At 70.0% G+C, this 18894-nt stretch carries 23 protein-coding genes; 2 read left to right on the top strand and 21 right to left on the bottom strand.

All coding sequences use genetic code 11. The annotated features are described in order from the left end of the window. Positions 1–365: 365 nt before the first annotated feature. Positions 366–1073 carry a hypothetical protein gene (locus MXD60_RS20725; RefSeq protein ID WP_248820996.1) on the top strand — a complete coding sequence of 236 codons (708 nt, stop codon included), beginning with the start codon at positions 366–368 and terminating at the stop codon, positions 1071–1073. Between the two features lie 99 nt (positions 1074–1172). Here the strand turns inward: MXD60_RS20725 and MXD60_RS20720 are convergent, their stop codons facing one another. The 19 genes from MXD60_RS20720 to MXD60_RS20630 all read right to left on the bottom strand — a co-directional run bounded on the left by MXD60_RS20720 (position 1173) and on the right by MXD60_RS20630 (position 17518). Next, the gene (locus MXD60_RS20720; RefSeq protein ID WP_248820995.1) at positions 1173–1355 is read right to left on the bottom strand and encodes a hypothetical protein; all 183 of its coding nucleotides are present in this window, start codon (positions 1353–1355) and stop codon (positions 1173–1175) included. A gap of 83 nt (positions 1356–1438) precedes the next feature. Continuing rightward, positions 1439–1801 carry a hypothetical protein gene (locus MXD60_RS20715; protein ID WP_248820994.1) on the bottom strand — a complete coding sequence of 121 codons (363 nt, stop codon included), beginning with the start codon at positions 1799–1801 and terminating at the stop codon, positions 1439–1441. Next, the gene (locus tag MXD60_RS20710; protein WP_248820993.1) at positions 1801–2214 is read right to left on the bottom strand and encodes a hypothetical protein; all 414 of its coding nucleotides are present in this window, start codon (positions 2212–2214) and stop codon (positions 1801–1803) included. Before MXD60_RS20710 ends, MXD60_RS20715 begins: the two co-directional genes overlap by 1 nt. 20 nt (positions 2215–2234) lie before the next feature. After that, positions 2235–3095, bottom strand: a complete 861-nt coding sequence (locus MXD60_RS20705; RefSeq protein ID WP_248820992.1) for a C1 family peptidase — start codon at positions 3093–3095, stop codon at positions 2235–2237. After that, entirely contained in the window at positions 3092–3961 is an 870-nt protein-coding gene (locus MXD60_RS20700; protein WP_248820991.1) for a peptidoglycan recognition protein family protein, read from the bottom strand. Before MXD60_RS20700 ends, MXD60_RS20705 begins: the two co-directional genes overlap by 4 nt. Before the next feature lie 59 nt (positions 3962–4020). Further along, positions 4021–4629 (bottom strand): hypothetical protein, encoded by a 609-nt coding sequence (locus tag MXD60_RS20695; protein ID WP_248820990.1) that lies wholly within the window; start codon positions 4627–4629, stop codon positions 4021–4023. Next, a complete protein-coding gene (locus MXD60_RS20690; protein ID WP_248820989.1) occupies positions 4626–4817 on the bottom strand; it encodes a hypothetical protein in 192 nt (63 codons plus the stop codon). Before MXD60_RS20690 ends, MXD60_RS20695 begins: the two co-directional genes overlap by 4 nt. Continuing rightward, on the bottom strand, positions 4814–5155 hold the full coding sequence (locus MXD60_RS20685; RefSeq protein WP_248820988.1) for a hypothetical protein: 342 nt from the start codon (positions 5153–5155) through the stop codon (positions 4814–4816). Before MXD60_RS20685 ends, MXD60_RS20690 begins: the two co-directional genes overlap by 4 nt. 30 nt (positions 5156–5185) lie before the next feature. Further along, positions 5186–6745, bottom strand: coding sequence for a malectin domain-containing carbohydrate-binding protein (locus MXD60_RS20680; protein WP_248820987.1), 1560 nt, complete (start codon positions 6743–6745; stop codon positions 5186–5188). A 33-nt stretch (positions 6746–6778) separates the two neighbouring features. After that, on the bottom strand, positions 6779–7291 hold the full coding sequence (locus MXD60_RS20675) for a hypothetical protein (protein WP_248820986.1): 513 nt from the start codon (positions 7289–7291) through the stop codon (positions 6779–6781). Then, complete coding sequence (locus tag MXD60_RS20670; protein ID WP_248820985.1) at positions 7292–7828, bottom strand: hypothetical protein; 537 nt, start codon at positions 7826–7828, stop codon at positions 7292–7294. Continuing rightward, entirely contained in the window at positions 7828–10347 is a 2520-nt protein-coding gene (locus MXD60_RS20665) for a hypothetical protein (RefSeq protein WP_248820984.1), read from the bottom strand. The genes MXD60_RS20670 and MXD60_RS20665 overlap by 1 nt, the downstream gene beginning before the upstream one ends. Beyond that, positions 10347–12188, bottom strand: a complete 1842-nt coding sequence (locus tag MXD60_RS20660) for an SGNH/GDSL hydrolase family protein (RefSeq protein WP_248820983.1) — start codon at positions 12186–12188, stop codon at positions 10347–10349. Before MXD60_RS20660 ends, MXD60_RS20665 begins: the two co-directional genes overlap by 1 nt. Before the next feature lie 16 nt (positions 12189–12204). Further along, positions 12205–15153: a phage tail protein gene (locus MXD60_RS20655; protein ID WP_248820982.1), complete on the bottom strand. Its 2949-nt coding sequence runs from the start codon at positions 15151–15153 to the stop codon at positions 12205–12207. A 155-nt stretch (positions 15154–15308) separates the two neighbouring features. Then, positions 15309–15917, bottom strand: a complete 609-nt coding sequence (locus MXD60_RS20650; RefSeq protein WP_248820981.1) for a hypothetical protein — start codon at positions 15915–15917, stop codon at positions 15309–15311. Then, the gene (locus MXD60_RS20645) at positions 15863–16315 is read right to left on the bottom strand and encodes a phage tail tube protein (protein ID WP_248820980.1); all 453 of its coding nucleotides are present in this window, start codon (positions 16313–16315) and stop codon (positions 15863–15865) included. The genes MXD60_RS20650 and MXD60_RS20645 overlap by 55 nt, the downstream gene beginning before the upstream one ends. A 70-nt stretch (positions 16316–16385) precedes the next feature. Beyond that, positions 16386–16826 (bottom strand): minor capsid protein, encoded by a 441-nt coding sequence (locus MXD60_RS20640; RefSeq protein ID WP_248820979.1) that lies wholly within the window; start codon positions 16824–16826, stop codon positions 16386–16388. Beyond that, positions 16826–17164 carry a hypothetical protein gene (locus MXD60_RS20635; RefSeq protein WP_248820978.1) on the bottom strand — a complete coding sequence of 113 codons (339 nt, stop codon included), beginning with the start codon at positions 17162–17164 and terminating at the stop codon, positions 16826–16828. The genes MXD60_RS20640 and MXD60_RS20635 overlap by 1 nt, the downstream gene beginning before the upstream one ends. Before the next feature lie 15 nt (positions 17165–17179). Then, positions 17180–17518: a hypothetical protein gene (locus tag MXD60_RS20630; RefSeq protein ID WP_248820977.1), complete on the bottom strand. Its 339-nt coding sequence runs from the start codon at positions 17516–17518 to the stop codon at positions 17180–17182. Positions 17519–17630: 112 nt separating this feature from the next. Between MXD60_RS20630 and MXD60_RS20625 the strand changes: the two genes are divergently transcribed. Then, positions 17631–17861: a hypothetical protein gene (locus MXD60_RS20625; RefSeq protein WP_248820976.1), complete on the top strand. Its 231-nt coding sequence runs from the start codon at positions 17631–17633 to the stop codon at positions 17859–17861. Here MXD60_RS20625 and MXD60_RS20620 read toward each other — a convergent pair. Beyond that, positions 17851–18564, bottom strand: coding sequence for a hypothetical protein (locus MXD60_RS20620; protein ID WP_248820975.1), 714 nt, complete (start codon positions 18562–18564; stop codon positions 17851–17853). The two genes, MXD60_RS20625 and MXD60_RS20620, sit on opposite strands and share 11 nt — an antisense overlap. Positions 18565–18575: 11 nt before the next feature. Continuing rightward, positions 18576–18833 (bottom strand): hypothetical protein, encoded by a 258-nt coding sequence (locus MXD60_RS20615; protein ID WP_248820974.1) that lies wholly within the window; start codon positions 18831–18833, stop codon positions 18576–18578. Positions 18834–18894 lie beyond the last annotated feature (61 nt).

Below are 18894 nucleotides of genomic sequence, written 5' to 3'. Positions count from 1 at the left end.
GAGGTGCATGCCCTGTTCCCGTCCTGCGGTGAGTGCCGGAAAGCGCGGGCGGAGCACCTGCGCCGGTCCGCGCGCGGTGCGCGGGCGCGCGACGAGCTGCCGAGCCTGACTCTCCAGCCGCCGGTGACGCGCTGTACGCATATCCCGGACGTGTGGGCGCCGGGGTTCGGGCCGGGGTCGGAGCCGCCGGAGGACTCCGGGTGGGAGACGCGGCCTGCTGGTCCTGCCTGACCCCGGTCGGGGGAGCGCCGCCAGGGCCCGATCTGACCCGAATCAACCTGTCTAGCGCGCTTGACACCCTTGGGCCTGCCCGCCACTATGTGTCTAGCGCGCTAGACGGTCTGGCGCCGGGGAGGGCTACGAATATGCACACCGCTGACACCGTCCGCGCAGCCTGGGACGCCGGAAGCCGCGCCGACATCCTCGCTGTCATCGACGGCGGCGGCGTCGACCTCGACGACCACGGTCGCCCCCTCGACGACCAGTGGGATCTGATCGCCGGCCAACTCGACACGGCCCCCGCCGCCGAGATAGCCGGCTCTGACCAGGAGCGGGACATTTCGCCGGCAACCGCAGCCGAGATGGCCGCCGTAGCAGGAGAGATGCGCCGCGAGGCCGAGATCGCCGCAGACATCCATCGCAGACGGGACGCTGTCGCCACTCTGGCCGCAGCCAAGGCGGCCGCGGTGCAGGCGGGGGAGGCCCAGGCCGCCGCGTCGGCTGCCCTCGATCTGGCTATCGCGGCGGCGCACGCCCCGACAATCGGCCGCCTGTCCTACCGTGAGATCGCCCGCACAGTCGGCCTGTCGCACCAGCGGGTTGCGCAGATCTACGACGAGCAGAAGGAGCTCCTCGAATCGGATCGAGCCCCCGGCCGTCTCATCGGATCATGGTTTCCGCAGGTCGGAGGGCGGGTCCGGCGCCTGCCGTCCGAGCCGTGGCGGCGGATCACGGAGATCCAGAAGATCGGGGAGATCCTCCGGTTCTACTTCGGCGACGACGATTATCTGGATGCGCCGCTCACGGGGATCGTTGAGGTCCCGCGGGATTTCGACGGGGGTCCCACGGAGTAGCAGGTACACCCTTCTGGGAGTTTTCCCGCTGCCGGCCTGATCCCGGGCATGCCGAAGCGCCCCTGGCCACCCATCACAGGTGCCGGGGGCGCTGCCGTTTCAGGCGCTGGTATCCGGGAGCAGCGTGCACACGTTGTCCGCGTCGACCAGGTAGGCGCCCGGCTGGGGCGCGGACCCGCCGACCTTGACGCCGTCCGGCGTCACCCAGGTGATCTCACGGTCAGACGGCTCGACGTCGGGGCTGATGGCGCTGACGAAGGTCACGGGCTCCCAGTTCGGCATGTCTCATCATCCACCCGGACACGACGAAACCGCCCCCGGCCACCCACGAGTGTGGGCGGCCGGGGGCGCGCTGGCGTCTGGGGTCAGACGGTGGGCTCGTCCGGGGGCGGCGTCGGCTCCGGGGCCGGGGTGCCGCCGGCGGTCTGGGCCAGCGCGGTCAGCCGCGACGTGACCGCCTCGGTGTCCGCCGCCGTCTCGTCCAGCCCGGTCACAATCCGATCGATCGCGGCCTGGACGTCCGCAGGGACGGTGTCCTGCCCGGCGAGCAGCTGCTCGACGATGGCGGTGAATTCGTCGACGACACCGCCGAGAGTGTCGATGTCGGCCTGCTGCCGCTGGGCGCGGGCCTCGACGTCGTGGATGTCGGCCATGATCTCTCCGATCTGCTGGGTGTGCTGGTCGACCGTCCGGCGGGACGGCCACGGGAGGAACCGGGACAGGCGCATCAGTACGCCGCCCGGGTGTCGGGGGAGGCCGCGAGCGCGGCCCGGGGGGTCACGGCCTGTCGGGTCAGCAGCCCGAGCGCGGCGGCGACGAGCGCGAGGATCGCCGCGTCCGCCCCGGGCGGCAGCGCCAGGCCGAGCGCGACGGCCAGCGGGACGAGCGTCTGCGCGACGCCGTACACCGCGGTGGCCCGCGCGGGCGCGACCCGCCAGGCCGTGACCAGCGCGGCGACCGCGCCGGTGGCGGCGAGGACCGCGCCCTGGATGCCGGGGCGGAGCTGGTCCGGCCACCAGTAGGCGGCCAGCGAGAGCGCCGCGGCGAGAACCGCCTGAGCGCCAGCGGCGAGGGCGGCCGGTTCCCGGCGGGGCAGCGGCAGGACGGCTGTCGCCGGGGCGGTGGTGAGCAGGTAGGGCATGGGAAACCTCCGGGTGATGGTCAGCGGGGGAGGCGGTAGCTGCTGTACGCGGCGAGCCACGCCTCCGCGGCCGGGACCAGCGGGCCGAGGGCGTCGGCGAGCGCGTCGTCGGGGCTGTCCGGCTGGACCGGGCCGGGCGTCGGCGGCGTCGGGGTGGGGGTAGGCGCGGGCACCTGCACCGGGGTGGGGACGGTGACGTCGCCCTGCTGGTCGAGCAGGGTGGCGAGGTCGTCCCACGTCAGGTACGCCCGGCCGCCGATGCCCCAGGACTCCGCCCACGAGTTCGTGATCCACACCCGGCGCCGCTCGACGTCAATCTCGTCGGCGAGGTACTCGTGGCCGCCGGCGACCGCGCCTCGGGGGGTGAGCCGGCCGTCCTTCGCCGGCTCGAACATGGCCTGGAGCCACACCGTGCCGAGCAACACCGGGCCGGCAGTGGCCAGCGCGGTCAGCGTGGCCTGAAGCGAGAACGCGTGCTGGTAGCCGCGGGCGATGCCAGCGGCTTGCAGCGCCTTCGCCACCGACAGCCCATCCGATCCGGTGTCGGTCGGCGGGTAGTCGCCATCGATGTCGTCGAGGCGGGTGGCCGCGCTGTAGAGCTGGACGGCGTACGCCTCGTCAACCGCGACCCCGTCCACCGTGGTCACGCCCTGGCGGATGGCGTTGTCGGTGCCAAGCCAACCGGCCGCGGCGTTACCCGTGCACGAGCCGAGGTCGCCCTGGTCGAGCACGGGGATGCGCCGGGTCCACCGCCTGGAGACCAGCGTCGACGTCGGCGCACCCGCGACCGCGTACCGGGCCGAACGGGGGTCGTGCGCGACGTGCCGGCCCAATCGGTGCGGGTTGTCGGGCCGCTCGGGGATGCGGACGGTCGTGGTCACGGGGTGGCTCCGGGGGTGGGCACGGTAGGGGTGGCGAGCAGGGACGCGGCGTGGCCGGCGGCAGCCTCGGCCAGCCGGGCGGCCTCGAGCGGGCCGAGCACAAGAACCGCAGCGAGCAGCTCGTCGAGCGTCAGCGGCCCGGCGACGGCCGGCGGCACGGCGAGCATGGCCGCGGCCGGGTGGGACTCGTCGACCATCGTGGCCAGGGCCGCGCGGATCGCAGTGGTGTCCGAGACCGCGGCACCGACCTGCTCATAGGTGCGGCGCCACACGTCGACGGCGTTGCGCTGGTACGGCTGGTGCCAGCCTGCCGGGGTTGGCTGCGGCGGCGAGCACATCAGCTCCCAGATCCGGCCAAGCAGCTCGTCCGTGATGGCCTGGAGCTGGGTGGCGGACAGGACGACGTCCACGGGTGCCTCCGGTGCTGGTGGGGTGAGGATGGCCGCGGCAGCGGCGAGAATGTCCGCCCGCCGGCCGGCGCGGATCGGACCCGGGCATTCATGGCCGCCCCAGGCGGCTCCGCCCATCCGGTGGGTGCCCAGGCCGTAGCCGTTCGGCGAGTCGGTGATCTCGGCCTTCCAGCCGAACTCGCGGACACCCCAGGCGAACAGCTCGCCCAGGCGCTGCACCTGAATCGGGGTGTAGTCCTCGGAGGGGAAGCCCTCGCACTCACACGAGATCCAGTACGGGTTACCCGCCGCCTGCGCCCAAGCTTTCTGGTCGAGCGGGACGTACCCCTCGAACTCGCCCGTCCGGGACAGCCACAGGTGGGAGCTGACCTGCGATTCCGGGTTGTCGAACCAGCCGAACAGCGAGCCGGTGCCCACCTGGACGTGAGGGACCAGGCCGCGGGTCGGCTGGGCCATCGCCCCGGATCGGTTGCGCACCGGCCGGTATCGGGCCGGCGGGTACAGCACCGGGCCGCTCACCGGCTGCCGTACCGGGCACGACAGTCCGTGGGCGGCGGCAGGCTCTTGAGGTACTCGGTGTAGGCGGTCTCCTCGGCCTTGAGGTAGGAGACGATCGGGCCGAGGACGGCGGCCGGCGCGTCAAGCCCTTCGGCGGCGACGACCAGCGCATGCGTGTCGTCCCGCAATTTCGTGTTCTTGACCCGCAGGCCGGCGTTGGTCGCCTGCGACTTCGTGCACGCCTCGATCAGACCGGTATAGACCCGGTCGAACCGGTGCTGGGTGCGGGTGGCCTGCGCCCACGAGACCAGCAGGACCACGACCACGACCACGATTGCCGATGCGGCGATGATGACCCGGGTGCGGATCTGCCCTCGTAGGGCCGCGGACTCATCATCAAGCCGGGTCTGCGCGTCGGTATCGACCTCCTCGACACGGACAGCCGCCGCATCCGCGCGGCGGTTCGCCTCCCCGACCTCGCCGCGCAGCTGGCCGATGGCCGCGGTCAGGCCCTGGGTGGACTGGGCGAGTTCGCCGCGCTCGGCGGTGAGCTGCTCGACGGCGAGCCGGAGCCGACGGACCTCGGTGGCGTCGTCTGGGAGGTCTGGCGTGGATGGATCAGTCACGGCCGCCCCCTGGGGTCGTTGTGGATGTAGGCGGCGAGTTCGTCGATGACGACGTCATGCGCACGAAGCCGGCGGGTGAACAGCTGGGCCGCTTCGTCTGCCTGGCCCAGTACGTCATGCAGCCGGGCCAGCAGAGCGGCGGACACCGCTGGCAGTGTGGGCGCCGGCCGCCGGGCGGCCCGGCTCACCGCCTGCGCTCCCGCGCGAGGAGTTGCAGATACTCCCTGTTGATCTCGGTCGAGCGCACCAGCGCTTCCCCGGCGCTCGTCAGCGCGGGCACCGTCCGGTCCCGCGTGAACGTATACGCCTCGTCCAGCGCGGTCCGCAGCGCCGTGATCTCGCCCTGCTGCCGGTCGATCACCTCGTCCCGGGCGGCCAGCTCCCGGGCGTTCGCCGCGTCCGAACGTCTGATGAACCACAAGAAGCCCAGGATCGCCAGCGTCGCGACCAGGCCGACCGCTCCCTTTTCTGCGAGCTGGCCGAGGGGGTCCGCCGGTGCCGACGCGGCGGCCCAGAGCGCCACCATCAGCCGCCCCGATCATCGGTGCCATGCCGGTCAGACACTGCGGTAGAGCCGCTGATACTCGACCGCCGCCCGCGGGTTCGCCGGGCTACCGGACGAGCCGAGGATGCTCATCCTCTGGGCGTCGTCGTCGTAGTAGCACTCGCCGCCCGACTGGCCGCGGGCGCGCACCCGAGCGAACTCGGCGACCATGTTCGTCACGAACGTGGGGTTGTCGCCGCCGCCGACGGTCAGGTTCGAGCTGTTGCACGCCCACTCCGGCACCCAGAACTCGAGACCCTCCGACCAGGCGAAATCCGCGTACCAGCGGACACCGTTCACGTCGGCCGCCTCGGCGGCGAAGTCCCGCCGGGACGGGCTTGTTGACGTGCCGCCGAACGACGGCGGGTAATGGTCGTAGTAGTCCACCCCGACGCCGTCGAGGTAGCCCTTCCCCACGTAGATGTTCCGCGGGTCGTTCGCCGGGAACTGGCCCGCGCCGAAGCCGGGGCTGTCGTGGCCGTTCCACGTCTGGAGTAGCCGGGCCCGGGGGTCGACCGCTCGTACGACCATGGAGAACCGCTGCCAGGTGGTGACGTACTCGTCGTAGCTCTGGAAGTGCTGAGCACCGTTCCCGGGGCCGCCCCAGTAGTGCAGGTTGCTGTGGTTCGCCTCCCAGCCCATCGAGAACACCGGCGGTGGGAAACCGGCGTCGGTGCGGGCCTTCCAGTTCTGCGCGAGCTGCTTCCACTGGGCTTCGTAGCGGCCCTTCGCCGCGGCGGCGTAGGTGTAGGAGCCCTGCGGGAACGGCGGGATCTGCACGATCAGGGTGATCGTCTTGTCGGTCCAATACCCTGCCGCGGACGTCAGCGGGCCCCAGTCCTTGGCCCGTTCGGGGTAGTGCAGCGCGCAGGTGATCGGCTTCCCGCGCCACGTCCCGAACTTGAGGCCCGTGTCCTGCCGGTTGTTGTTCGGGTTCCCCCCCGACAGCCACACCGCGGTGCCCGTGCCCCCGCTGCCGCCCGTGCCCGGGTCCGAGGTGGGCGTGCCGGTGCCGTAGCACAGCACCTCGAGCCCCTGGACGCAGCCGGCGTTCGTCACGGTCGTCACTGCCACCGTGAGCCGGCCGTCCGCGCCGATCGTCGCCGGCACCTCCCGGACGACTCCGCGGTACGGTCCGCCGGCCAGCGCGACCGGGTCCACCGCGCGCAGGGCACTGCTGCCCTGGACAGCGACATCGAACACCCGCATCCCCGGGCTGGTGTCCGCAGCGTACGAATCGGCGAGGTGCAGCCGGACCACGGCCGGGCCAGGGGGCAGACCGGTCAGGGTGTAGGTGAAGTCCCCCCACCGCTCGGTCTCCATGACCACGTCGGTGCCGTACCGGCCGGCGCCCTGCGCGGACGCCGTCCCACCGGTGTACCCGCGGTCGGCCTCCCACGCGACCCCGCCGACCGTGACGGCTGGGCCACCGCAGTTGATCCGCACCGTCGCCGTCGGCACCGGCACGGGCGGGTCCGGGTCGGGATCGGCCGGCGGGGCCCACGGGTGTGCGGCCATCCAGCCGGCCAGTGCGGCACCAGCCTGCTTGCAGTACTCGGGCCAGGTGGCCATGGCGTCTCCAGCAGAGGGGGTGGTGGGGGGAGGTCAGGAGGCGATGCGGTACACGGCAAACTGCGACCCGCCATCGTTCACCGAGGTGGCGATCGTGCCGCCGGTGTTCTGCCAGGCGGTCAACTCCAGATAATCCCCAGGGTTCATGAACGTGATGTACGTGCCGACATCCAAGAACGTTTCGATGGGCGCCGCGGCGGCCGGCCCGGAAGCCGCATGCAAGGTGACATTGTTTTTCCGGAACTTGCCGAATCTCGCTCCGCCAGCCGCAGTGAAGGTGACCAGGCCGCCCATCATGTACCAGCCCGCGGTCTGCGCGGTCAACCTGGTTCCTCCGGACCACATGCCATCAACGTTAGGGAAGGCGGAATTGAAATTGATCGGCACATCGGCGGTTGGTCCGAGGAATTGCTGTGCGGTCTGCTGTGCAACGCAGACGCCTCCTGAGTTTTGTTTCAGGAAGTTCAGCATCGAGCTGATCTCGTTCATTTTCGTGGCGGTCAGCAGCTCGTTTATCCACGTGCGGACCGTGGGGACGGTTGCCATTCATGCTCCCAGGTAGATCACGGTCAGGGACGAGCCGCCATCCGCCACCGACGTCTTAATGGTCACCGTGCTGTTCTGTCGGACGCGGAGCTCCACGTAGTCGTCTACGTTCAGATAGGCGATGCGAGGGCCTACGGGCATGAACGGCTCGATGCCCGCCATCGCCGCACGCTGGGTGATGGCTAGGGTGATCGGGTTGGCTGAGCCTCCGTTCACCATCAACTTGGACGCGCGGAACCCATCTCCGTTCACCGCCAGCGCTCCCATGCCGGCTATCAGGTAGTTCCCCGGGGTGCGCACCACATACCGCGACAGATTGTCCTGGTCGGAATGCCCGCCGTCCCGGTCGACCTCTTCGTTCTGCATTTGGACTGGATAGTCCGAGTCGGAGGGTATGTCGTGCGCGATGGTCTGCGTCAATTGGCAGAACCCGCCGCTCCGATATTGCAGAAAATTCAGCATCGTCGAGATCTTGTTAAGCTCGACCGAGGTGACATGAGGTGTCGCCCAGGAGGGAGGACTCGGTATCGTCGCCATCAGTACCACCCCGCCTGACAGTCAGCCGCGCCCAGCAGGGAAAGATTTCCGCCGGTGTCGAGCTGGGCCATCTGGTGCAACTCGGCACGCCACGGCGACAGCCCCAGCACGTACACCGTGTTCCGCGGGTTGCCGTCCTGCCGGGACTCGATGCTCTCGACGAACGCGTCGAGGGTCTGCCACGGGGCGAGCGAGGGCAGGCCCTGCACGCTGATCCTGTCGCCGACCTCCAGGCCGAGGAGGATCGGCCAGAGCGCCGGCCGCGCGCCCGGCTGGAGAGCCAGCGAGGAGACGCGGGCCCGGTTGTCCTTGCGGGTCGCCACCCGCCACTTCCCGAGCGCCGCGGCTTCCTCGTCCGAGTCGATCGCCACCTCGATGTCGTCGGCTGGCTTCAGGCCGTACCGGGCGATTGACGCCGCGTCGGAAGCGACGGTGGTTGCCCCGGTCGTCCGCGTGACCTTGATCGAGTTCTCGACGAACTGATTGTCTTTCTTCGGGGTGAAATCCCGAGCCGTAATAGCCGTCCCATCGGCGGCCCGAAACACCGCCTTCGCGGCGACGTTTACCCGGGCGTGCCTGTTTCGCATGACGAGTTTCCCGGCGACATCCGCGATGACCAGGGCCGACGACTGTTTCGCTATATCCTGGATCAGCGAGAGCGCGGTGGTGGACGCCCACGATCGGTCCATGAGGCTGGACAGGCCGACATCGATGCGTGTCCACGCCTCCGGCCAGCCGGCGAGATTCGCGACGCCTCCGATCCGGTTCCCCTCAGACTCGGACAATCCGCCGGACCTGCCTACCTGCGAGTGGGCGCCCAGCCGGCCGGTATCAACTGCCCTCCGCCAAAATGCGACGTGCGCGATCGGGGTCCGCCACGCATACTGAAGAGACCGCCGATACGACTGAAAATATCCACCCACCCACACCCGGTCCGGCGTTCCAGCGGTATACGGCGTCGAACCCAGCGCCACCGCTTTCTCCTCGTATGAGGTTTTGAGTGTGAGAGTGCCGTATGTGCCGCCGGATGGGCTCCAGGTGAGCGCGAACATCAGCGTCGTCGGGGTACTGGAAACGTAGGTGAAGTCGCTGAGGATCAGTGTCGTCGTGGGCGATCTGACGGTGAGCGCCCCGTAGGTCTCCATCTGGAGCTGGAAGCCCGAGTGATACTCGAAGCCGCCCGCATATGCGGCTGACCTGTAGAGGATCATTGTTTCCGTGGGGGCGGTGGTAGGCAGGCGTGCCCAGATTTCCACCGTCCAGCCGACGGTCGGGTTGGTCGCTGGGTTCGCCGCTGGCACGTTCGAGAAATCGAGGACGCTCCCCGGTTCGGTCGCGCTCGGGACCGTGTTCGGGTTGAGAGTGAGCCAGGGCTGACCGTCATCGGCAGTCTTTCCCGTGTCGAGAACGGGGGCGGCGTTGTCCGCGCCGAACGCACTCCCGGATGCCCCATATTTCGAGGTGGCGAGGGTGGCAATTCCACTATCCCCGGCGATGGATCCGGCGCTCACCGCTTCTTTCGGCTCGTTCAGCCGGAAATAAGCGTCTGGCTCGTCGAGCATGATCTCGGCCGGCAGTGGCGGGAGAATTGGCTTCCCGAACCAGTCGAACGCGTCGGTTGCCTGGACCTGCACCTCCGACCAGGCGCCGTTGGCGTGGATCGACTGCTCCCACGACTCGGTCGTCCCGGCCCACTCCGGGTAGAGCACCCCGTCGACCTGCCGGACAATGACGATCCGCCGGTTCGAGTCAATGTTGCCGAGGTATGGCGCTGGCGCGGTGACGCTGTCCGGGGTGAGGTAGCCGTCGGAGTTCTTCAGCGCCACCGTGCAGGTGCTCGCCTGCACCTGCCCGAGCTCGTCGTTGCGGCCTCGCCTCCACGAGACGTCGCGGACCCGGCCGGCGAGCAGCGTCCCGAGATGGTCGCAGGCGAACGTGTCGATGCGGTGCTGCTCGCCGACCGTGCAGTTGTTGATGGCGACGTCGACCCGCAGGCGGTTGACGCCGGCGGGGGCCTGGCCGACGACGAGGAGGGGCCGCCACTGTCCGAGGACCTGCGGCGCGGTCGACGTGACGGTGGTGAGCGTGCCGGAGCCCGCGGTCTGAAACGTGATCGTGGCCTGTCCGGTGCGCGCGGTCGTCTCGGGGCTGATGTAGATCAGCGCGCCGTACCAGCGCAACGCCGTCACCGACCCGGGAGCCGACTGCCAGTACGCCGCGGCCGGCCCGGTTGACGTGGTGCGGGTGAGTAGCCGCGACGCGGTCCCGGCATGCACCCGGCCCGTGTCGTAGGCGAACGTGGTCTGGCCGTTCGCCGCGTTCCAGGTGCTGGAGTCCTCGAACGTCGCATCGGTTCCGGCCGCGAGAGGGCAGTCGAGTGGGTCGACGTCGAAGCTGAGGAACGCCAGCAGGTTGACCGCGGTGCCGGTGCTCGGCGTGCCGATGAGCGCCGGGTCGACCGCGCCGTCCCCGACACCGAACACACCGGCGCCGAACGTGCCCGTGCCGAACGCCGCCATCAGGCGATCACCAGGGCGTATTTCGCGGCGAGCCATGCCTTCACCTGGCTAACCTCGGTCGCCGCGAGCGCCCGGTTATACAGGGCGAACTCGGCGATGTCGCCGGTCAGGTAGTTCGCGGCGGCGGTGCTGTTCGTGCCGAGCCTCAGCCCAGGCATCGCCGCCGATCCGCCGGTACCAGTCGTCCCGCGGGTCGTGAACGGCCGCGAGTCCCAATGCACCGTCGTTGACGCGCCGTTGTAGACGACGGCGATGACATGCCAGGCGTCCACATCCGGGGTCTCGCGCGCGCTGAGCTCCCCGGCGGCTCCGGCTCCGACCTGGAACAGGGTCGGGGAGATCCCCGCGTAGGCGAACACGCCGGACCTGCCTGACCACAGGTTCGCCGCGACGGCCACGGACGTGAACCGGGCGACGGTGACCACGGTGACCGGCACCGTGTAGCTCGTGCCCCACGCCCCGGTGTCGAGGGACTGGCTGGACGCTGCCGAGAACCGTACGACCGGCAAACTGTTCAGGATCCCGGTGCGCAGGACAGGCCGGTTGGTGCCGGACTGGGTGAGCGGTGCCGACTGCAACCCGGCCGACGGCGCCCAGGAGGACACCGCAGTGTTGTCCGCGAGGCCGAGGGCGTCCGCTCGCCACCAGCCCACCAGCCCGGACACCGTGTCCGGGCTGACGGTCGCCTGGTTGATGACCCGCATGCCGGCGAGCCGCGGCGACCGCATCGCGGTGTGGATCAGATCGGCCATCATCGCGTGGCCGCGGTCCGTTTGGTGGACGCTGTCCGAGCCGATCAGGTCGTACAGGTCGACGGACTGCGAGGTGGGGTAGACGCCGCTGATGTCGACGTAGGCGAGGTTTGCCGGGTCGTCGGCGGCCATGTCCCGCATAGCCTGGAGGTAGGACGCCCACGGGTAGGCGGGGGCGGTGACGTCCAGCCTGCGGTAGGTACCGACGAGCAGCATCGACGGCACCGGGTTGACCGTCGCGCGGATGTTCCCGATCAGCGTGGTCAGCGCCGTAGCGAACGCGGTGGGGCTGACACCGCTCTGGTATTCGTTGCTGCCCGTCATGAGGATGACGAGGCCGGCGGCGAGCTGGGCGATCCGCGTCGGTACCGACAGGTTCGCGACGAAATCGTTGGTGACCGCGCCGCTTCTGCCGGACTGGTAGATCTGCACCCCACCGGTCAGATCACCCTGATGGGCATACACACCGCTGATCACACAGGCGCCGACGGCCGTGATCAGGATGCTGTGCGAGCCGGAGGTGACCGTCGGGGTGGAGTAGGTGCCGTCGTGCCGGTTCGCCGTGCCGGTCGTGTCCGGGGTGACGCTCACGGCCGACCCGCCGTCGACCGCGACGGTGAACTGGCCGGCGCCCGGCCCCTGCTCGAACAGCACCGTGAACCCAGTGCACGGGTTGACGGTGCGGCTCATCGTCGCCCCGGCCGCGAGCGTCACCGACTGGAGGGAGAGGCCCAGAGCGTTCGTGCTGTTGGTGCCCGTCAGCGTCCACCCACTGTCGACCGCGGCGATGTGCGCGCCCCCTGCGACGCCGGGCGGGTTGTGGGAGGCGTGTAGCAGGTCCCCGAGCCGGTTGACGTACCGCCGGTCGATCGCGGTCGCCGCAACACCGGCGGTCGTGCTGGAGCCGACGGCGACGATCCGCGCCGGCGCGTACCAGCGGTTCGCCAGCGCCGCCCGCCACGCCCGCAGACCGAGGACCGCCCGCGGCGCCTCGACGGCACTGTCGAACGCACCGAACGCGGTGATCAGGGTCTGGCCCCACACGTCCGGCGGGTTCACCGACAGCGAGGGCAGCGTGTAGTCGACCATCACAGCTCCGAGGGGGTCAGGCGACGAGGCCGGTCGTGCCGCCGTTGCGGCTGGCGTACTTGTTGATCTCGTTGCGGATCGGGACGGCGATCTGCTGCGCGAGCCGGGCGATACCCGCGCTGTCCGCGTAGACCGGGCCGGAGAACATCACCTGGACGGCCTGACCGACCGCACCCGCCGCGGCGGCGGCTGTGGTGGGGGTGGGGTTGGCGACTGCCCCGGCGATACCGGCGATGGCCGGGGCGACACCGGACAGGTAGGAGGCGACCTGCGGCCAGGTCTGCTGGAGGCCGTCGAGGAGACTGCCCATGATCGCGTTGCCGGCGGGGATCAGGAGTTTCGCGTCGTAGGGAAGGGGCCCCTTCAACTGGGTGATCTTGTGGGCCATGCCGCCGACGAGGTCCTTGACGTCGTTCCAGCCGGCCTTGATCCCGTTGAGCAAACCCTCCATGATCTTCTTGCCGGCGTCGACCAGCCACTTCCCCGCGTCCGCGAACGCTCCGAGGATCTTGTTGCCGAGGCCGAGGAACCAGCCGACGATCTCCCCGACTGTTTTCCCGACGGTCCCGATCAGCCCCGACAGCACTCCGACGAAAATCCTGATCGCGCCGACGGCGATCTGGATCGCGACGGTCAGAATCCCCGTCACGATTTGCGCCAACGTGACGAACAACTGGACCAGCGGCATGATGATCGGCATCAGCGCGTTAAGGAGCTGCACTACCAGCTGCGCCAGAACCGGGATTAGCGGCAAAACCGCCATCGTCATCTGCATGATCGCCGGGATCAGCGGCAGCAGGGCGGGCAGCAGCTGGACCACCGCGCCGATCACCGCCGTCAGCGCCGGCTGTGCCTGCTGAAGCGCTGTCACCAGCCCGGCCGCCAGCTGCTGGCCCGCCTGCACCAGGACTGGCAGGAGAGGTTGGAGCCCGGCGAGGAGCTGGGCGATCAACTGGCCGGCGATCTGCGCCAGCGGCCCGACCAGCGACAGGATCGCCGCCACGAACTGGCCGATCGGCGGTAGCAGCGGGGCCAGCGCGGTCAGGATCTGCCCGAGCGCCTGACCGACGACCACGAGCACCGGGCCGAGCGCGGTCATGACCTGGCTCAGCAGCCCACCGGCCGCGGCGGCGAACTGGCCGAGGGGGCCCATCAGCCCCTTCAGCGCCGGGCCGAACAGGCCCACCGCGCCCAGCAGTTTCAGCACCGGGCCCAACGGCCCGGTAGCGAACAACATGAACAGCGGCATGAGCTGCCCGAGCAGCGGCGCCATCTGGGTGAGGGACGGCAGCAACTGGGCGAGAAGCTGACCGACCATGGTCAGCGCCTGCCCGAGCGCCCCGTTGAAAGCGCCCGCCAGCGACTGAATCAGGCTCACCAGCGCCTGGTTTTGGGTGAGCTTGAGGAACGCCGCCGAAAGCTGCAGAAGGGTGTTCAGGATCCCGCCGCCGGACACCTGGAATGCGCCGAACAGGTTCCCGAAGCCCTTGGCGACGTTCACCACGATCCGTCCTAGTTGGACGAGGTAGCCGACCGCCGAGCCGATGACCTGCGTCAGCCGTCCCGACTCGTGCAGCCCATTGATCCACAGGCGGAACTTCTCGGCGACTCCATCCACCCCGGCCGAGATCGCGGCGAGGATCGGCGAGGCGTCCGCGCCGACGGTGAACAGCGCCCGGCCGACGGAAACAAGCGCGTTCCCGAAATGCTCCGTCGAAATCGCGTTGTTGGTCATCAGCTCGGAAAGCTCGGCGCGGAAACCAGCACCCGAGAAAAGCTTGCCGGCGCGCTCCGCAACCCGGGAAATCCCCTCGGCGGTCGCCTTCACCCCGGCCTCGACGACCGGAAAATTGGTCACGATGTCGTTGAGGGCCGACGTCATCCCCGGGAACACGTTGGACGCAGCCACCTTGAGCCGGTCCATCAACGGCGCATAGCCCATCAACGTCGTGACGAACTGGCGCGCGAGCGGTGGGAGTTTCGCCAGCGCATCGGCGTAGGCGTTGGTTCCGCCCGCTGCGGCTGAGGTCGACGTCTCGCGGGCCTGTTCCAGGCTGTACTCGGCGTTCGCCACGCCACGCAGGGCGTCGCGTATCTGACGTTGCCCCTCGATCTGCGTGTCGACGACGTTCTGCGCGGCGTCATTGGCCCGCTGCTGGGCCTCGATGACGGCGTCCTGACCGTCGACACCCTTCGCGGTCATGTCCGCGAGTTCCGTCTTGTTCTTGACAATTTCCTCGCGGGTGTCGCTCAAAGAATTCTTCGCGCGTTCGTAGGCGAGGATCGCCCTTTCCCTGTCGTCCGCGGTCGACGTGGAATCGCCCTGGACGCGCTGCAATTCCCGCTCGGCATCCCGCACCGACAGGGCGGCTTCCCGCTCGTCGAGGGAGCCGCGCTCAACCTCGCGGCGCAGATCCTGCAAACGCTGCAACGCGTCCTGGCGGGCCCGGTTCAGGTCCTTCTGGGCTTGCATGGCGTCGCGCTGCGCGGCGATGTTCCGCCGCTCAGAGTTTTGGTAGGCGTCGGCGAGATGCTCGCGGGCATCACCGAGGGACTGCTCGGCCTGCTGAATCGCGTGGGCGCGTTGTTTCGCCTGCGCGGCGGTTTCACCACCGCCTCCGCCTCCACCGCCGCCGCCCTGGCGCTGCTTCAGCCCGGCGGAAATCGCCGAACCGACGCCGGAGAAGGCCAACTTGAGCGTGCCGAACGCCTGCGCCAAGCCAAGAACCGCCGGGATGGCGACGGCCGCGGCCGGGGCGATAGCGCCGAGAACAGCGCCGACACCGGCGATCGCCTGAAGGCCGGAGGCGGCCACGCCGAGGTAGGCGACGGCGTTTCCGAAGGCGCTGGTGAATCCGGCGAACAACATGCTTGCGCCGGCCAGCCCGCGCGTGAACTGCGCGGTGTCCAGCTCGAGCGTGGCGTAGAGCCGGCCAACGTTGAGACCGCCTCCGACGGAGGCCATGGGGCCTCCCGAGGCTGCTCACATGCGGTTGATGACGCTGCGGATTTGGGTCTCGTCCGTGACGAGAGCCGGGGCGCGGCGGACGACCTGCCGGTAGACCGCCTCGGCGGAGAGGCCGCCGAGAAGGCGGCAGAACTCCCGCCATGTCAGGCGGGCTATCGCCTCCTGCGTGAGCCCGTACTCCCTGCGGAAGTCCGCGACGAGGAACGGCCAGAAGCGGATCCACGGGGGCGGCTCGCGGCGCGGCGCTCCGCCCGGTTCGTAGGGCGCTCCTGCGACTCGCGGACCTTCTCTGCGGCCTCGGCGAAGCTGATCGGCCTGCCCTCCGCGTTCGCCAGCGCCCACGCGCAGACGATCGGGAACTGCGAGCGGGTCATGCCGTTCGAGATCCAGAGGGAGAGGACGTCCTCACCGAACATCAGGTCGATGACGCGTTCGAGGTCGCGGTCGGTGAGCTCGCCGCCGCGGCGTTGGAGGATGACCTCGACCTCGAGCGGGAGGTCGGTGGGCACCTCGACGTCGACGCCGCAGATCCGCGCCCGGCGGATCTCCACCCGCGTGCCGTGCTCGGCCCAGTAGGCGTCGAAGTCCTCGTACTCGTCGACTTCGTCGCCGGGGTCGACATCGTCCGGGTCGAAGATCTCCGATGGGTCGACCGTGTGCTCGTCCAGCGGCTCGCGTGACGCGGGGGCGCTGTGCTCCGAGCGGGTCACGGGGCGGACGCCGTCATCGACGAGCCGGTGCGGGTCGCGGTGACGCTCCATGAGGTCATGTCGTTGTTGCCCCCGCCCTGTTCACCCACGCTGAAGATCGCGTCCCAGACCTTCCACTGGGTGTCCATCGGGTGCCTGAAGCGCACGCGGCCGACGGAGTCCTCGGCCAGCGAGTCGGCGATGACCTCGCAGCGGGCCTGCCCCGGGTCCTGCGCGCCGGTGACCGAGTCCTTGTACAGCTTCCCCTCGCCCTTGATGCTTTTGCCGCGCTGCATCTTGCGGGACTCGGCGTCGCCCTGCGAGTCGTAGGTAGTGGTGTCCGTGACCTCCTCACCCTCGGCGGGGTTCATGGTCCATTGGGTGATGCCCTTGATGGGGAGCCAGGTCGTGCCGTCCGCGGCGCGGACCTGCACGATCAGGCTCCGCGCGGGGACCTGCGTCGCAACCATGTGCGCTCGTCTCCTGAAACGCGAGAGCCCCACCCGAGAGGTCGGATGGGGCTTGGTGGATGGGGGAAGCTCAGGCGGGCCGGTGCTCCGACGGGGCCAAGACCTGGAGGTCGACGCCGACGACCCACTGCCAGCGGCCCTGCTCGTCCGGCGCCGACGTCGTCGGCCCGGAGTCGAGGCAGACGGCGAGACCGAGCCATGTGCCGTCGGGCAGTTCGACGTCGGCGAGGCCGTGGAGGGCGCTGTAGATCTGCTGGGCGATGCCCTGCGAGGTGCGCGGGTCCCGGTCGCCGCGAACCCGAACTTCGAGGGCAGGCATGTCCCAGCCGAGCAGCGAGTCGGACGGCTGGCCGCTCGAGGTGAGGACGGCGACCGCGACGTCCGGGCCGGATGGGAGCTGCTCGGCGTAGATGCCGACCGTGCCGTCCGGGTAGGCGCTGCCGTCCGATTGCCAGGTGAGGCCGGGGACGTTGCCGCCGAGCCACCCGGCGACACCCTCGGCCAGGCTCATCAGCGCGCGAGGTCGAGAACGCCGATGGTCACGGTCGTCGACGCGGACAGATCAATACTGGCCGTGCCATCGGTCTGCTGGTAGGCGGTCGCCCGCAGATCGATCACCCGCGACGCGCCGGCAGGAACGGCGACGGTCCGGTCCGGGACGGTGAGCCCGTCGACCGCGGCGTTCACCCGGGCGATCACGTTGATGCTGGCGCCCGAGCCGTTGCGGACCGCGAGCAAGCGCGACGGCGACCACTGGTAGGTGTGGCCATTCGTCGCATCGCCCGCAGTGGGGAACGGGTCGACGCCGCCCGCGGCGAGGGTGTTGACGGTGATAGCGGTGCGCGCCACAGCGCGGCCCCTCTCTCATTGAAGTGCGATTTCGAGGTGGGATGGGACGGGGAGCCCGCCGCCGTCCCGCGGCGTGGACGCGAGAACCCGGGTGCGGGTGATGAGGGGGGAGCCGTCGCGGCGGAGGACGGTGACCATCGACTCGGGCGGGCACGTCACGCCGAGCTGGAGCCAGACCGTCGCCGAGGCGGTGATCCGGCGGGACTCGCGGTCCACGGACAGCCGGCGGGCGACCTCGGCGAAACACGGCGTCGGCGCGCCGGGAGATCCGAGGATCGGGCCGTGCGCGCCTGCACCCTGGTAGGGCTCGATGACGGCCACGAAACGCAGCAGGTAGCCCGGGATGCCCGCCACGGCGACTCCCGGAGGTGAGACCCAGGTCACTGGGATGTGGCGGGGGAAAACCGGCCGGGCCGCACATATAAGCCCTGCGGGCGCTACAACGGCCGTCCGGGATGATGGGTGGGTGCGCTGGGAGACGAGGACCCCCGCCGGCTGGGTCCACCGCTGCCGGCCGCCGATGGTGACCGCGATGACCGCGTCCGGCTGGGCGCCGGAGCTGCCGGCAGGTCAGGTCTGGTACTGCGGGTGCGGCCAGCCGTACGGCGTCCAGGCGGGCGGGTGGATGGCGCTCGGGCCGGAGGAGACGGTGACCCTGCTCGGCGTGCTCCCAGCGCAGCCCGGCGTCAGCCGATGACGATCGGGAACTTCCCGAACAGCGGGAACCCTCGGCCATCCACCGCGGTCCGCAGCGCGGTGACGAGCCGGGGCGCGGCCCGATCCCACGCCGTCCCCGTCTGACCGGCCCCACCCGACCCGCGACTGATGGACACCGACCCGATGCTCATCTGCGGGTAGACGAGGCCGAGGCCGTCGGGGTCGCCGGTGAGGTCCTCCCATGCGACCTGCCAGCACACCGCCCGCGCGAACGCCGCGGCGATGCGCGCGTCGGTCGGCTCCTCGTCGGCATCCACGTCGTACCAGCAGCCGATCAGCAGCTCGTCGAGATACTCGGACGCGTTGGCCAGGCGGCGGATCACATCGGCGGGCGGTTCCTGCCCGGTGACCTGCCGGAAATCGGCCGCGGTCGCGTACACCGGCCGGTGAGGGCTGGTGGTGTCGAGTGAGGGCGCGACATCGAACTCGATGACCAGGAGCCCGTCGGGCAGCGTGGTCGAATACCGGGCTGTGTGCTGGCCGGCCATTGTGCTCGGGTAGTCGAACAGGAACGCGCCTGCGCTCGCGTGGACGAGGTCCCCGGACGGGACGGTCACCGTCGTGCCGTCGGGCAGGGTGACGTCCAGGGTGATCGTGGCCGGGTCATCGGGGACGCCGCCCGCGTCGGTGACATTGCAGGTGAGGCGGACGGCGTCCCCGACGGTGTACGGCAGACCGGACACGTGCGTCTCCCTCAGCTCGCGGTGCCGGTCAGGGACGCGACGGGCCGGGCTGTGCCGGTCAGCCGGCCACGCCGGTTGATCACCTGGATGGTCACGGTCAGGACGGTGATGACCGCCCGAACGGTGTCGGGCGGAGCGCCGACACCGCCGACCGCGGTGGCCTGCGGAACCACGCTGATCGCGGTGACGGTGGCGACGGCCAGCGTCGACCCGACGGACACGGCCGCGATCGGAATCCCCGTGGCCGCGGCCACCTGTCTCTTTTTCACATCTCCTATCCCACGACACCTCTCCACCTCCCGTGTGGCGGGGTGGGCTTGAATAAATGGG

It is taken from the genome of Frankia sp. AgB32, from assembly GCF_023243045.1.
Lineage (GTDB): Bacteria > Actinomycetota > Actinomycetes > Frankiales > Frankiaceae > Frankia.
This window is presented reverse-complemented; position numbering and strand designations above follow the sequence as displayed.